The sequence below is a fragment of the Bartonella sp. AP72JLCBS genome (assembly GCF_042195705.1).
Classification (GTDB): Bacteria; Pseudomonadota; Alphaproteobacteria; order Rhizobiales; family Rhizobiaceae; genus Bartonella.
This window is the reverse complement of the sequence record NZ_JBHIOU010000018.1, coordinates 1-15042: the sequence shown is the minus strand read 5'-3', so window position 1 is coordinate 15042 and position 15042 is coordinate 1. Positions and strand designations below refer to the sequence as shown.

Here is a 15042-nt window from a genome sequence, read left to right as displayed (position 1 = left end):
TGATGAACGTTTAGAAAAAGACAGCAATGTATCTGATCTCTCTCATGAAGGTTTGTTTCGTAAGCTTGTGAGCTGGTGACAAGCTATTGATTTATAATGATAATCTAGCGTTATTCATATTGAGTTAAAGACCCGAATAACGTAAGATTCTCTTATTTCAAATCTGTTTATATTGAATCAATCAAAACCACTCGTTTGCACATAGCAAGTGGGATGAGTGTGTGGATAAAATTTGTATAAGAAAGGACTTAAAATGGCTCTTATGAACCGTCTTAATGCAAGATCTGTTGCAACATTAGGGGCTGGCAAATATAACGATGGTGCCGGCTTGTTACTTCACAAGCGTAAAGATGGAGGTGCTCAATGGATTTACCGTTATACCATTCATGGGCGCCGTCGTGAAATGGGCTTGGGGGCATTGCGAAACGTTTCTTTAAAAAAAGCGCGTGAATTGGCAAATCAATGGCGTTCTGTTTTGCATGAGGGTCGTGACCCTATTAAAGAACGCAATAAACAAAAGCGTGAGGCGATAAGCAATCTCCATTACTTAAAAGATATTGCCATAGATGCTTTTGAAAGTCGTAAAGCTGAATTAAAAGGGGATGGAAAAGACGGACATTGGTTTTTACCATTACGTCTTCATATTCTCCCCAAATTAGGCTGTTTACCCGTTTCAGAAATTACCCAAACTGAGATACGCAATACTCTTGCTCCTATCTGGCATACAAAAGCTGGAACAGCTAATAGAGCTCTTAATCGTCTTAATATATGTCTCAAACATGCGGCTGCACTAGGATTGGATGTTGATTTACAAGCAACAGAAAAAGCACGTGCTCTCTTAGGCAAACAACGTCATAAAACGCAAAACATGCCCGCAATGGATTGGAAAGAGGTCCCTGCCTTTTATAAAACACTTTGCCAAACAACAATCCTAACACAACTGGCTTTGCGTTTGCTTATTTTGACAGGAGTTCGTACTTTTCCTTTGCGTCATATTCGTGAAGGTCAAATTGAAGATGATGTCTGGACAATTCCTGCTGAAAATATGAAAGGAAAGCGTGATACTACAACAGAATTTCGCGTCCCCTTATCAAAAGAAGCGCTGAAAATTATTGAACAAGCTCGTTGTATTTCTAAAAGTGATTTTCTTTTTTCTCCTACCGGTCGCGGTCCTCTTTCACATACGATGATGGCTTGGTATATGAGAAAAAATAAAATTGAAGCATGCCCGCATGGTTTTCGCTCTAGTTTACGCGATTGGCTCGCTGAAACAACCGATGCCCCCTATGAGGTCGCTGAAACCATTCTAAGTCATACAGTAGGAGGACAAGTAGAGCGTGCCTATCGTCGTACTGACTATCTAGAACAGCGCCGTGTCTATATGGAGAAATGGGCGGCTTATGTCACGGGTCAATCTTAAGATATGGGGTAATTTACCCCATATCTGTGGATAGCTTTAGCTCTCTTGTCTCTCATTCTTTCTCAATAAGAGTCATAAATTATCACATCAGAAATTATATGATAGAATATTGTTTTCTATAAATAAAATACTTTCAAAAATAAACCAAAATGTGCTTAATAAATAGTTATGATTTGTTACCATTTTTTTATAGTGAAAGGATTTTAGTATGACAGAAAATGATATTCTTTTAACAGACCGTGAAAGTGCAAAATTGCTTCATATGAGTGTCTCAACATTCCGCCGTCATATTACCAATGGCTCTCTCCCAAAACCTTTAAAATTTGGTTTTTTATCCCGTTGGTTACAATCAGATCTCTTGAATGTCATCGAGCAAGCAAAACAGCAACGTCAAAGTGACGCGGCATAAAAAAAACCTTGTCACGTAAGGACGGACAAGGCTTTCTCAAACTCATCACCCTAGAGATAGCACAATCCGTCCTGTGACGCAACGTTATAGGATTTACAATGATGTGTTCTTTTAAGAATGCGCAAGGTATCACACGTGCCTTGCGCGGGGTTTGGCATGGGCGTTATGGAACAGCCCGTTGCCCTGCTCATGATGATAGGCTGCCTAGTTTATCTATTTCTAATGGAAATGATGGGCGTCTTTTACTCTATTGTTATGCTGGCTGCTCTTTTAGAGAAATCATACAAGCGCTCATTAGAATTGGCTTGCTTGGAAAACAAGCCTTTTTTGATAAAGCTTATGATCACGCTCCTTCTTTATCCAAACAGTTTTGTGCTGATTTCAAACGAGCAAAACAGAAAGCAGAGAGAGCAAAAGCAATTTGGCAACAAAGCCAACCTATTAAAAACACTTTAGCAGAAACCTATTTACGTATGCGGGGTATTACATGTGATTTGCCTCCTGATTTACGCTTTTACGACAAATGTCCACACCCCTCTGGGGTTACACTGCCCGCGTTGGTTGCTTTTGTTAAGGGCGCTGGCTCTTTCGCCATTTATAGAACCTTTTTAAAAGACAATGGCTGTAAAACAGATCAATCACCAGCCAAAGCTATGTTGGGATCTGTAACGGGGGGTGCTGTGCATTTAAGTCAAGGTAATCCAAAACATCTGGTCATTTGTGAGGGCATTGAAACCGGTCTGGCTCTTTTGTCTGGGTTGTTATCAGAGCCCGTTAATTTATGGGCGTCTCTTTCAACCAGTGGCATGATGCGTGTGAATTTACCCCCTTATAAAAGGGCGTCTCACCATTGCAATGGACGGCGATGATGCGGGTCGTAAAGCAGGTTTTAACCTCGCTGCGCGTGCCTATAGACAAGGCCTTGAGGTTTTTATCATGCAAGCTCCAAAAGGAACCGATTTTAATAACGTATTACTTTCTCAAAAGAAGGAACTATGAAAGAGAGTCATTTACAAAACAACAATGAAAATACCCCCGTCAATGATAACGATAATGCTTGTTTACGGTTGGAAAAGATTTATTGTTGTTAGAAGGGAACGATCCGCTGGGACGCAGTTTGCAGGATTCTGGCCTGCTGCACACGAAACGCTGCGTGCCCAAGAGAGATTAATGCAAGCGTCAAAACAAAAAGCGATAGAAGTCTGGGCGCATTAGGCTGGCATGGAAGTCCCATGTCGCATGGGGCAGCTTTATGCTGCATCTGGCAGAGGCAAAGAGACTTTTTCTTTTAGTTATGACCAAACTTGGTTGAAGAGCGGGCATAGCCAGCTGTTTGATCCAGATTTGCAGCTTTATTCGGGGCTGCAATATACTCGGGAGGATCATGACAATTTTGGCCTTTAGGTACTGGTAATTTTTTAATTAAAAGCAGTTGCTTTTAATTAATTTAGGTGGTACTGCGAAAGTAAGCAGATATCCTCGTCTATATAGTTTCATTGGGATTATGTTTTATCAAGGGTGATTCTGTGCTGGAAAATTTATAGCATGTTTAAATATAAGGGGGAGGCATGAGTCATAGTTTTGTCGATATCGTAAATAATCCTGCATATAATGAAAAATCGTTGGCGCTGGTAGTCGCAGGGACTGCTGAGATAGCGCGGAATGTCATAGATTCACTAATTAATGGTGGTTATTTCGTAGTTTTTACATGGTTCAGTAATGAAACCGCCGTTAGTGATATGGAAGCATCGGTACCAAAGTGCTGTCTTGCCAGTTCGCTTGGATTTGACATCTGAGCAAGACGTCGTGCAGTTTTGTGCTGCCTTAGAAAATGTTAGAATTGAGATAGCTATCTACTGTGCTGGTTATAACCCAGCATGTTTGTGCGATGAGCTGGAACCCGAAAATATTAACGCCATCACTCGTCTTAACTATCTGTCAGCCGTGCTGATTTTTAATACGGTAGTCAAAACGATGAAGCAGTATAAAGAAAATGAGACCAAGCTGGTGTTTATCAGTTCGGTGTCCGCAAAAAAAATCAGAGTGGGTAACTCTTTATATGGCTCGACGAAGGCAGCTGTGGAAAGATATCTCTCCGGCATTGCATTGGAAATGGGCCGATTCAATATCAGAACGCTGTGCATAAGCCCTGGTTATATCAAGACAAAGATGCTTCAGGACTATTGTGCGAAAGAAGGAAGAAGTATTGCTAGCATAGAAAAAACCATCCCAATGAGGAAAATGTTGGCTGCCGAAGATGTTGCGAATGCTATCAATGCGTTTATTAACGGTAAAATTATTACTACAGGCGTTTCATTAACGATCGGGAATGGTGAGGGGATCATCTAATGTATATTACAAAAATTAGCCAGATTTTTAAAGATGTCATGTATCTTGATGAGTCAGAAGAGCTTGATCCGCACAAGTCGCTATTCTCTGATTACGGAATGACTTCGATTGATTATATTGATTTTGCCTTCGAGTTAAAAAAGCACTTCAAGGTTGATGTTAGCCCTGAAAGCCTTTGGCCGGTAAATAAATGGGCCACTACAGAAGCATTTTACTCATTTGATACCAAAGAGTGGACTAGCGAAGGTGTTGCTAAAATCAATGACCTGCTGGGGTTAAAAGAATATGAATCGATTGATAAGAAAATCCAGTTTAAAGAACTCTACTCCTATTTCACGCTGAATTATATCAACCAGCGTATATCAGTTTTAAAGCGCAACTAGCATGACGGAAAGGGTCTATATAAAAAACTATGGTGTGTATCAGCAATTCGCGCCTAATAGTGCAGCGCTGAGCCAGCTGCTCAGCACTGCGGATGACATTAATCCTTGTGATATGGACTATTACCACTTTTCGACACCGTCTATGATAGACAAGAAGCTGGTCAGCAGAGAAGACCGCTCAGTGCTAAATGATATGTCAAAAATGGTAATCAATGCGCTGATAGATTTTCAAAGTAAAGATTGCCTAGCGGAGCATGCAAAAGCTTTTCTATATACTGCATGCGATAGCGAAGACCGCAGCTTTGATTTGCTTTTTGAAATTTGCCGTAAATATAAGGACGATGGTTCAGTCTGGAAGCATATCCAGCAGTATAAGGAGATGAATAATCCTCTGAATACGTTGCGATTGTTGCCAACAAATGTGTTGTATCACATCTCAAAATTGTTACTTGATCATGAGGAAGGGATGCCGTTACGTGCCGCATCATTAAGTGGCCTAGTTGCATTGAAATTGGCTTATGCTGACATCGCTAATATAATTGCAAAAGAGCGAGCGATGGTTGTTAGTGCAGCAAATATGCTGAACTTCGATAGTCTGACTGTCTTTAAAAAATTCGGTGAAATTCGACAAAGTGATAAAGATATTTCTGGTATTATCCCGAGTTGGGGGGCAGCAGTGATGTCTTTAGACAATAACAGTTGCGATGCACTAGCTGAATTAATCTCTGTGACTATTCGTTATTGCCCTAAAGTCAGTTTTGAAGAACGGGACTGGGAAAGCCTGTTGAGTAAACAACGAACGCAACAGGGGGAACCTGATGTTATTGTTAGTTATAACAACGGTATTCGTATGCAACAAATAGCTGAATATTCAGCGCTAGAGAAATTTTTTCCAGGGATACCGGTTGTTAACTATAAATCTAAAACTGGGTACACTGGAAAACTCAATAACATACTGGATATTTTATGCTGTCTTAATGATCCTGCGATTCCCTCGGGGGCCCGAGTTATGCTGACTGGTGCGGCTATCAATTATGGTATCGGAAATATTTGGATAATTAAACACTAAGGGGAGCTTTACAATGAATACCCATTTTGATGCAGATACATTATGTATTAGTGCATATGGGGCTGTTACGCCATTAGGCAGCCACTTGGATGAAATTCACGCCTGCTTTATGCGTGAGAAAAGTGGTATACGGAAGATTAAAAAATTTGATCACCAGTATTTTCAAACTCATGAAGCTGGGATTCCTATAGAAGGTAATGAGTTGCTACGCTGGCCTAAAAAAAAATCCTTCAGAAACGGCGAGCTTTTTTATGCGGGCTTAGCAGCAAAGAGACTGCATGAACAACTGCATTTGCAGGGATATTATCCAGCAGAAGATATTGGCTGTATTGTAGGGATTGATGAATCGGCAATCGATATTGAAAAGTGTATCGGTTTTGCAGACAAGGTTCCCGCCGACGCGGATAAGCAATGCTTGGTCGATGTCGCGCTAGAACATTTTAAAATTGATGAGTTTTTTGATCTCGATACAACTGCGGTTCTAAAAACGATACATGAAATTATCCCGTTTGCGGGCCTGAGCTTTGCTCTTCTAGGCCTTTGTTCTGCATCAACGCAAAGTATCGGCCTCGCGATGCGAGCCATCCGCAATGGTGAAGTTAAAGCGGCGATTTGCGGCGGTGTTTCTGCGAAAGTCACCCCGCTGAATCTTGCGCGATTAGAAGAAATGGGAGTGATATCGACTGATCAAAACTACAGTGGACCACGGCGTTCGCGGCCTTTTGACCGGCATCGCAGCGGATTTGTTTTAGCGGAGGGCGCAGGTCTGTTCGTTATTGAAAAATTATCTAACGTACTGGCGCGGCAGTGTGAGCCGTTGGCCTATTTATTGGGTTACGGCGGTGCACTTTGCGCACAGCATATTGTAGCGCCGCATAAAGATGATCTCGAAATGCAACTGTCGATGGAACGAGCCATCGAACATGCGGGTATTGACCGTACCGCTATTGATTTTGTGAATACACATGGGACATCGACAGTACAAAATGATCAGCACGAAGCCAGCGCAATCAGAACGGTTTTTGGCGCGTACAACCCAGCGATTGTGGCAACAAAATCTTGGCACGGGCATCTGATTGCTGCTGCCGGTGCGATGGAAATTTTGTGTGTACTGGTTTCTTTTCGGAACAATGTTTTGCCTAAAATTTTGAATTGTGATGAAATCGATCCTCAATTGCCTGCTAGCATTGCGCTTGTGAGGGAGCATCAGTACCGACCGCTTAAATATGCATTGAAAAACTCATTTGGTATGGGTGGTAGCGCAAGCAGCTTGGTTTTAGGGAATCCACAATATCTGTAAGGGACACCTCATGCTAACAATATATTCCTTATTAGAAAGAAACTGGCAAGTGATTTATCATCACAGTCATTATTCGGCAGAGGATGTCAGCATGATGACAAAAGGGTGTGCAGATACCGTAGTTAGATATTTTCGTGATCGCCCGCAAGAGGAGCAAAATAAGCTGTTTGTTTTTGTGATTAGAAATAATTTCGAAGGTCTAATCAGCTATTTTGTTGCGTCTATGCTAAAATTGAAAGCTTGGATCGTCAGTATTCATGATTTAGACATTGTTGATATGCTGGTTGATGCCAATTGCATTGCGGCTGTTGTAATGAGCCATGAAGTTAGGAATATTAGTATCATCAGTCACCGGATTAATATCGCGTTTGATCACTGTTTTTCAACTGTGAACGAAAATCTGGCTGATTTTACAGCATATCCGTGCGCGCATTTCTATTTTTGTACCTCCGGAACAACCAGTAAGCCGAAGTTGATTCAATATCATGAAAATATTCTGATTGAGAATGCCATCGCGGTGAGCCAATCTCTTGGACTAAGTAATGAAGATTGCTCATTGTGTTATTTCCCGGTGCAGTATATGTATGGTCTCTCTACTATGCTATGTGCCTTCTTATCGGATAGCAAACTGGTATTTGAAAAATTTCAAATAAGTAATATTGTTGAACTCGTTTCGCACTATAGCATTACCAACTTGCCTTTAATCGGTGACTGGATGCTGGAAGTAAGCGACATTTTTACCAAAAGCCGAATCCATGTGCAAAATATCTTGAATGCATCCGATCGTTTGCTTACCGTACAAGCATCGGGCATCCTCTCATCATGCACGACGTTATGGAATAACTTCGGTCAGACCGAATCCGGACCGCGCTTGTTTCATAATAAGATCTGCTCGCTACGCGATATTGAAAGAACCAGTAAATATGGCGTTGTGGCACCGGGTAAGGTTCTGGTGAGTGATATAAAAATTGATTTGCGCCCCATTGATCGGGCGGATGCTTCTGATTCAGTGCGCCGTATGTTTTATAAAACGCCTTTCGCGTGTGATGGTTATGTTGATAGTTCCTTGCAATTAAAGCCGCGTGATGAATGGTTTGATTCCGGCGACCTGTTTGTTAAAGATGAATCCGAATGCTATTACTGGATAGCCAGAGCCGTTAATGAATTTAAACACAATGGTAAGTTTATCCCAGTTCAACTGATCTCAAATGACATTATTAAGTATGCCGGATGTTTAAGGCATTACTTTTCAAAAGCACAGAACGGCGATCTTTATCTCAACCTTGATATGTCGGCAAATAGTGAGCAGGTTAAAGTCGTTACTAAACTATTGACTGATAAATGGTATCAGTATGCATTTAAAGTAAATATCAGAAAAATTGCCACGACAAATACAGGGAAAATAAAATGTACCATGTAGATAAAGCTCATGATATGAGCAGAGTGTATGTTAATCGTCGTGCAAACAATTATCTGTGCATTGTGAGCCATTCTTTTTATACCTATTTTTTAGCTATTGATAGGCTTCATCGTTATTTGCCTGTATCGACGAGACGTACATCGAGAATGATATTGCACCGTGAAATGGCGAAGGTACTTTTTATCGATATATTTAAACGGATTTTGCCAGATGTAAAGATGTCACACAGTTCTGTAAGCCATGGACGGAGTAAAAGTATTATGTTGGTTAATAAAGATCCGCGGATTCGGTCTGTCGGGGTTGATATCGAATTTATTGAGAAAAAAAACTACCGAGACCATTTATGCTAGATTACTGTAAAAAATGCGCGGACTTTCCAGCAGGGCAGGTGCTGGATAATCGTCTATGCACCACAATATTTAGCTGCATGGAGAGCTTGTATAAGGCATTATGCACCATCTCGGCGTGCATTTTTGATATAAATGATTATTTTTTAGTTGAACATGACAGGACGCGATGTGTTTTTCGGTACGTTGGGAATATATTTGCGTTTAAAGGGATGACGTTTATTTGTAACTGCTATTATCTTTGTCAATCTGTGATAACCGTTGTTTTGCTGGATGCATATTTGCAATCAATTATTTTAGATGACCTCTTATATGAGGACATAACCGTTTCTATACCCAGTTAGTTTTTAACGAGTTTATGGCAATGCCATAACTAGCTTCATTTAGAGGAATATGTGATGAATGATTTACTGGTGAATATCACCCCTGAGCACTATGAAAGGTATGCTACTGAAGGTACATCATCGTGGAATGCGTATTTGATGGAAAGAATTCTGGAAGAAGCATCTGGTGTTACTTCTGCGAAGAAAAAAATTCTCGATATTGGCATGGGAACTGGCCACATGCTTTTCAAACTTTACCGCTCCCAAAAACTCACAGACTATTCCTTTTACGGGGTTGATATCGATCCCCGTATGGTTCAGTTTTGTGTTAAAAAATGTACCGAGTTAAAATACCAGCATGCATTCAACATCATTGAAGCCAGTGTCAGCAATTTACCGTTTCCCGATAACTCCTTTTCAATGATTTATGCCCGTTCCGTAATTCATCACTGGGCTGAACCTAAAAAAGGATTACAGGAGTTTTGCTGTGTTTTAGATCGCGGCGGTCGTATTATCATCCACAACCCCCTGGCTGATTCAGAAGAAACAGCACTGGGTATTTTTAACCAATCACGTCGTGAATGCGGTGTGGCAGCTATGTCCACAGAAGAAAAATTTACATTAGCCGGTATCACCGATCTTTTATACGGCTGCGATCTTAGTGAGATGAGCTGGACAGTGACACGTGGAGAAGGTCTAGCAGCTCTGGGTTGTGCAATTTTTATTAAAAAGGTCTGAGTTATCATGGATTATTTCTGTGCTGAAATGTATGCAAAAATGCAACCACGTATAACGGCAATAACTGGCTGCCATGCACTCGATTACATTGCTTTCCGCGATTTGGTTAGGATAAGTACACGCGTTTATTCGATCACTGGTGATAGTGGTTCTTTGACTCAAGTGGACTCTGCGGGTGAACACTTACCGATGCTGATTAGTGCTACAAGTGGCATCACTGGGGCGATGAAAATGGCCAACGTTCGTTTAAAATTCTGTAAGGAAGGGATCAGCTCATCAGAGCGCAATTTAATTCGTAACCTGCGCGCGCGGCAGGTTTTTTCCCCAGGGGATGTTGTTGGCAACCTGTTTACGATTAATCTGTTTTCATCTTTACACTACTTGGCGTGTGAAATTTTAAAAAATTGCCGTGCACATGTTGTGCCGGTTGGCGATATTGCTCTGCTGCTGAAGAGTCATTTCGAGTTTCTGGCTGAAATACGGCTCTCGGTACTGTTTGGTGTGCCCAGCACCATCGTTCAGTTCGTTGAAGCCATGCTCAGCCTTGGGGTTCCACTGGCAATTAAAAAAGTGGTCTTTACTGGTGAATCGATGCTGAGCGTGCATGAAAACTATCTGCGCGAGATGCTGGGCGCCGATCTGCGGATAATTGGTTTATATGGTTTGTCGGAGTGCGGTTTCATTGGTATGTCCGCCGAAGGGCGGCTTAATCGGTACCTACTCTTCAGCGATGATTTCTTCTTTGAATATGAAGATAAGAGAGGACTGCTAGTGACATCGCTGGATCCCGATGCCTCGCGCAAACTTATCAGATACTCCGTGGGCGATATGGGCACATTATCCGTTGAAAATGGTGACCTCTATTTTGAAGGTATTAAACGCAATGCTGTTGATTTTAATTTCATGGGAAATTTGATTAGCCATGAAAAAATATTCAAAATTATTAATCGAAGGTTGCCCGATGTGATTGTTCAAATTGTATTGTCTTTATCCGCGGATAGACAAGAGATTATGGATATTAAAATCTGCCGCGAAGTATTTCACAACCTTGATTTGTCCGAACTAACTGAGGAAATCTATCATTTGCCGGATATTTATGAAGCCTATATGAAAAAGCGCGGGCGTATTAATCTCACCCTCGTCGAATATAGCGATTTGCTTTTCTCACCCAGAGGGAAATGCCTGCTAGTTTATGACGCAAGGGAGTCCTGTAATGCAACTTGATAATTTGTGTAATGAAATTGTATCAGGGAATTCGCATACGATAAATGTCAACATCAGGTTTTATAGCGTGTCACCGGAGCAGCAGGAGTAAATCATGTCAGATGATGTTATTGATAATTATGGTTTAGATAATAACGCATTGTTTATTCGTGGATGTAATTTGATTGATATTGCCGATGAAAACCGTTATTTGCAGAACGCATGGTTTGTACTGACCGGCAACCTTCTTAATGAAGAACAGATGGATCGGCTGATTCAGAATGCTAACGCCGAACTGCAAAAGACGAACCCTACAGCCAAACTGCAGGCGATGCATCAACTGATCAATGTATTGCCATCTTTGAGTTTAACGCAGCGATTTATGATGTTATTATCGCAAGTTGAGGTTTCTGCGGCTCAGGGTAAGGTCATGGCTCCCGTAAGCGACGGTGGTTGTCTTAAAATTATCTTGCTGATGCCGTGGATTATTGCATTGGCGTGCTCTTCCCAACAGTTTTCCGATTTGCCGGCGATCGAAAATTGCAATACCTTGGAGCTTGCTTTTTGGTTAGTATTAACTAGCAAGGAAGCTTCTTCCGACTGGGATATTAATGTGCTTTGCGGGTGCATGTCTCTACTGCTGGGCGGGTTTGGTACTGTGACACCCACAACCACCATGGTAAGATTTATTATCAGTACCAAGAGCGACGTCATTTCTGCACTAATCGGTGGGTTTAGTGCCATTGGCTCCGTGCATATGGGAGCCTGCAAATATGCTATCATGCGACTTTCTGGTGTCCTCCATGAGATTGAAGCCGGGAATCTTAAGGCGGCGGTAACGCATTATTGCAAAGACAAACCCTGGCCAAGGTTTGGTCATCCGATTATGCAATGGGATGTCCGGGTTGATTTCTTTTTTTCACGCTTTCAGGTGCCTATGTGCCCCTTCAGTTCGCTTGTGCGATCTATTTCGGACAATACAGGACTGCAACCCAATGTCGATTTTCTAATTGCAAGCATCATGAGCAAACATCGGGCTTCTCCTGAGCTGGGATTGTTGGCTTTTTTCGTTTGTCGTATGCCTATACTTCTCGCGCACTATCAAGCGCGGTTTAGCACTCATTCCTTCAGTTTATCATCAAAGGATTTAAGAGAAAAATATAAAAAGGTCTCCCAATTATGGCTATAAAGCATCACACCGAGCCAAATTTCTTGGGTATATGTCAGAGTATCACCTTAATCACACCGATGCGTGCTTACGGGCAAATCGATATTTCTCACTGGGAGTTAGCCCATAACTATTTGAAACAGGGCTTGTTACTCGAAGCCTTGCATCAGTTTTCAGTTCGATTCGCCACCATGGTGGCTAAAAACTCGGATCTCACTTATCGCTATCTCCCTGTTATGGTTGAACAGTTTTTCTCTACCACCCATTTTGATAGCGATCGGTTATGCGTTGAAGGACATATTGAACGCATTAATGAGGCCTATCGTATTCACTGTAAGGCTAGCACATATGACAATGGAAAGGCCGTTATTGCGCAGGCAATCATCATGGTCAGTAAGGTCTGCTTCTTTAGCTCGTGTTCTGTGAAAGCCGCTCTTCCATTACTAGGCGATTTATGTAAGATTTCTTCCGTAACCGGAGATTCTTGTACTTTTTCCTTTAATGCGCATCACCCGCTTTTTGAGGAACATTTCCCCTCCCACGCCGTATGTCCTGGTTCACTATTGATTGAGATGGTTCTGGCTTTGGCCACGCAGGGTAGGGCGAAAAATATCGCATCTGTTGCGCTGAAAAAAGTAAAGTTCATTGAAGCAGTTTATCCGGGAGATACCTATCAGTTGACCATTAAACAGGATACAGAGTGTGAACTGGGTGGCGTTTTTTATATTCATACGGAAACTAAAAAACGAAGCACTTGCGGTAAGTTTTCTATCAAATATAAAAAGGAGGATGCGCCATGTTTAACATAATAATCTCTTTTATTCCGTGGAGTATTTACTCCTGGGTTATCAATGGAAACTTTTTAACTCTGGTCGAACGCTCTCTCATCTTAACTGTGATTTTATTGTTCATTATTGCTGTGAATATTAAAATTGTCCGGCAGGGAGAACCCGTGATGATTACTAACATTCTGACAGTTATTGTCCTGTTTGTTAATTATTTCGCTGGATGGTCTACACTTTTACTGAACTACCCCACAGTTTTTTGCTATCTGTCACTTGCTCTGGTTTCATTGATTAGCTTGCTGGTAAAGAAACCCTTTACCATTTTTTATGCCAGTGCTGGTGTTTCTGAAGAAAAACGCAAACATATCCTATTTTATCTCATCAATAAATATATTACATGGATTTGGGTAATCATCTTTTTTGCCAATGGTCTTCTAGTGGCTTTTTTTACATGGACCCCCCAGATTTGGTTAATCACTATGGGTTTAATTTGTACTGGTATTCTTTTTTCTAAATATCTTCCTAACATCATGCAATATTTTTATCGCATCAAACATCATGGAGCATAATATGTCATTGTTTAACATTCTGACCGGAACCCCTTTATGGGCTTGGATTTTGCTTATTTTTCTCATTGCGAGGGGAATAATCGCATTGAAAGATAGGGAAACGAAGGTTTACCGCCTTTTTCTCTTGCCGTTAGTCTTTCTTTTTTTGGGCGCAAGCGATGTGATTAACCAGCTGGCTTTCCCACGCTGGGGAGCAATCGCAATGTTGGCAGGGCTGATGATCGGCTTTGGCGTTGGCTGGTTGCTCTGGCGTGCTACTGCGCGTTTAAAAATCAAAGAGGGAACGGATTTCATTATTCTGCCTGGTACGCCGTTGACGCTGACATTTATTCTTATCGCTTTTGTCATCAAATTCACATTGATTGTTTTTCTCAAGGTTGTACCTGATTTGAAATATGCATTTGATTTTAACCTTCTTTTTGGTCTTTTAAGTGGGTTTACTGGTGGTGTGTTGTGGGGCGGCACATTAAATTTATATATAGCATTTCGAAAGAATCCAAATTAATCCCTATACCATTAGCTGTGGGTGCTTCCCATTAGAACTATCTCAATAGAAGCTTATTCCTAACAACAACGCTGCATACAAATGCAGCGTTGCCTCGTAGTTTCAGATTTTTTTATCCCAGCGCGTGAAGAGGTGAGGGAAGTGATATATCTGACTATGCCCCCTTGGGGGAAGAGCGAGCCTAAAGGTTTAGAATGCTATGAGTTTGAGCTAGCTGGACTTTGAGCAGATGGTTTATCGCTCATGGGAAATCATTTTGTTTTACGATTCAAAAAGAGGATAGTGATGGTCTCATTGGCGTAGGTGGGCAAGAAAACTGTTAGCTTGGCAATGCGTCAACAATTTGTAGAACTATGTTGTGGGACCCCTACGCAAAGCCGTTGCTATGATGGCATGATGCTTTTGTCAAGCATTATGATATGGGGAGGAACCGGTGTTTAAGGGTGCAACTGCGGTCACTATACGATCCAGTAGCATTACGTTTTTACGTTTGAGTATTTAGGAGCGGTAGACTCTGTACAGGCTATGCGTGCAATATGTGAAGCACGCTTGTGGGAATCAGTGTGCCATTATTGCGTTGTGCATGCAACCCTCTAGCTAGTACTTCATTGGTAAGGTTGTTTTTTGAAGCTGATTAATTATCTGGGTGTTTTTTAAGAGAACGTTAGCACTGATGTATCGCGTGCCGTACCAAGAAATCTTCCAAAAAAAAATTATTAAAAATACTAAAAATATATGTGCAAGATGAACAAATGCTTGCTGAGGATATTGTATCAACGACTGTAGCTGCTTAAGGGCACATAATCTTGGGGGGCATAATGTTGTACAAAAAATCATGAAGTCCAAAAAACTCGTAAAGGTGCATTGCACTTCTCCTTTGAGAATTTGGCATCTCCTCTTAGCTTAATACGTTCTCATTATGATATAAACCCCTTGGTTCTCCTGAACACCCTCTTGTGATGCGTTTTTCTGCTGATGCTCAAGAGATCTTTCGTGAATGGATGCAAAAGATTTTTAAAGAAGCCAAAGAGAATAACCTTTCTGAAAGCTTACA

At 41.4% G+C, this 15042-nt stretch carries 16 protein-coding genes and 1 pseudogene; all 17 read left to right on the top strand.

The window, feature by feature from the left end; translation table 11 throughout:
* Positions 1-253 precede the first annotated feature (253 nt).
* The 17 genes and pseudogenes from ACFILO_RS08340 to ACFILO_RS08260 all read left to right on the top strand — a co-directional run bounded on the left by ACFILO_RS08340 (position 254) and on the right by ACFILO_RS08260 (position 14429).
* On the top strand, positions 254-1420 hold the full coding sequence (locus ACFILO_RS08340) for a tyrosine-type recombinase/integrase (RefSeq protein WP_375678113.1): 1167 nt from the start codon (positions 254-256) through the stop codon (positions 1418-1420).
* Between the two features lie 208 nt (positions 1421-1628).
* Positions 1629-1829: a helix-turn-helix transcriptional regulator gene (locus ACFILO_RS08335; RefSeq protein WP_375678112.1), complete on the top strand. Its 201-nt coding sequence runs from the start codon at positions 1629-1631 to the stop codon at positions 1827-1829.
* A gap of 98 nt (positions 1830-1927) precedes the next feature.
* Positions 1928-2828: pseudogene (locus ACFILO_RS08330) on the top strand (toprim domain-containing protein).
* Between the two features lie 24 nt (positions 2829-2852).
* Positions 2853-3044 (top strand): hypothetical protein, encoded by a 192-nt coding sequence (locus ACFILO_RS08325; RefSeq protein ID WP_375642555.1) that lies wholly within the window; start codon positions 2853-2855, stop codon positions 3042-3044.
* 504 nt (positions 3045-3548) lie between these two features.
* Positions 3549-4178, top strand: a complete 630-nt coding sequence (locus tag ACFILO_RS08320) for an SDR family oxidoreductase (RefSeq protein ID WP_375678111.1) — start codon at positions 3549-3551, stop codon at positions 4176-4178.
* Positions 4178-4561 (top strand): acyl carrier protein, encoded by a 384-nt coding sequence (locus ACFILO_RS08315; RefSeq protein ID WP_375621709.1) that lies wholly within the window; start codon positions 4178-4180, stop codon positions 4559-4561. Before ACFILO_RS08320 ends, ACFILO_RS08315 begins: the two co-directional genes overlap by 1 nt.
* A 1-nt stretch (position 4562) precedes the next feature.
* On the top strand, positions 4563-5630 hold the full coding sequence (locus ACFILO_RS08310; RefSeq protein ID WP_375641081.1) for a hypothetical protein: 1068 nt from the start codon (positions 4563-4565) through the stop codon (positions 5628-5630).
* 13 nt (positions 5631-5643) lie between these two features.
* A complete protein-coding gene (locus tag ACFILO_RS08305; protein WP_375678110.1) occupies positions 5644-6930 on the top strand; it encodes a beta-ketoacyl-[acyl-carrier-protein] synthase family protein in 1287 nt (428 codons plus the stop codon).
* 10 nt (positions 6931-6940) lie between these two features.
* Positions 6941-8350: an AMP-binding protein gene (locus tag ACFILO_RS08300; protein ID WP_375662598.1), complete on the top strand. Its 1410-nt coding sequence runs from the start codon at positions 6941-6943 to the stop codon at positions 8348-8350.
* Positions 8338-8700 (top strand): hypothetical protein, encoded by a 363-nt coding sequence (locus ACFILO_RS08295; protein WP_375647745.1) that lies wholly within the window; start codon positions 8338-8340, stop codon positions 8698-8700. The genes ACFILO_RS08300 and ACFILO_RS08295 overlap by 13 nt, the downstream gene beginning before the upstream one ends.
* A gap of 395 nt (positions 8701-9095) precedes the next feature.
* A complete protein-coding gene (locus tag ACFILO_RS08290; protein ID WP_375678109.1) occupies positions 9096-9758 on the top strand; it encodes a class I SAM-dependent methyltransferase in 663 nt (220 codons plus the stop codon).
* A gap of 6 nt (positions 9759-9764) precedes the next feature.
* A complete protein-coding gene (locus ACFILO_RS08285) occupies positions 9765-10982 on the top strand; it encodes a hypothetical protein (RefSeq protein WP_375662599.1) in 1218 nt (405 codons plus the stop codon).
* Between the two features lie 94 nt (positions 10983-11076).
* The gene (locus ACFILO_RS08280) at positions 11077-12150 is read left to right on the top strand and encodes a citrate/2-methylcitrate synthase (protein WP_375641076.1); all 1074 of its coding nucleotides are present in this window, start codon (positions 11077-11079) and stop codon (positions 12148-12150) included.
* Positions 12141-12938 carry a beta-hydroxyacyl-ACP dehydratase gene (locus ACFILO_RS08275; protein ID WP_375612527.1) on the top strand — a complete coding sequence of 266 codons (798 nt, stop codon included), beginning with the start codon at positions 12141-12143 and terminating at the stop codon, positions 12936-12938. Before ACFILO_RS08280 ends, ACFILO_RS08275 begins: the two co-directional genes overlap by 10 nt.
* Entirely contained in the window at positions 12926-13483 is a 558-nt protein-coding gene (locus tag ACFILO_RS08270; protein WP_375641074.1) for a hypothetical protein, read from the top strand. The genes ACFILO_RS08275 and ACFILO_RS08270 overlap by 13 nt, the downstream gene beginning before the upstream one ends.
* Position 13484: 1 nt before the next feature.
* Complete coding sequence (locus tag ACFILO_RS08265) at positions 13485-13988, top strand: DUF6622 family protein (RefSeq protein WP_074380593.1); 504 nt, start codon at positions 13485-13487, stop codon at positions 13986-13988.
* A gap of 303 nt (positions 13989-14291) precedes the next feature.
* Positions 14292-14429: a hypothetical protein gene (locus tag ACFILO_RS08260; RefSeq protein WP_155915008.1), complete on the top strand. Its 138-nt coding sequence runs from the start codon at positions 14292-14294 to the stop codon at positions 14427-14429.
* Positions 14430-15042 lie beyond the last annotated feature (613 nt).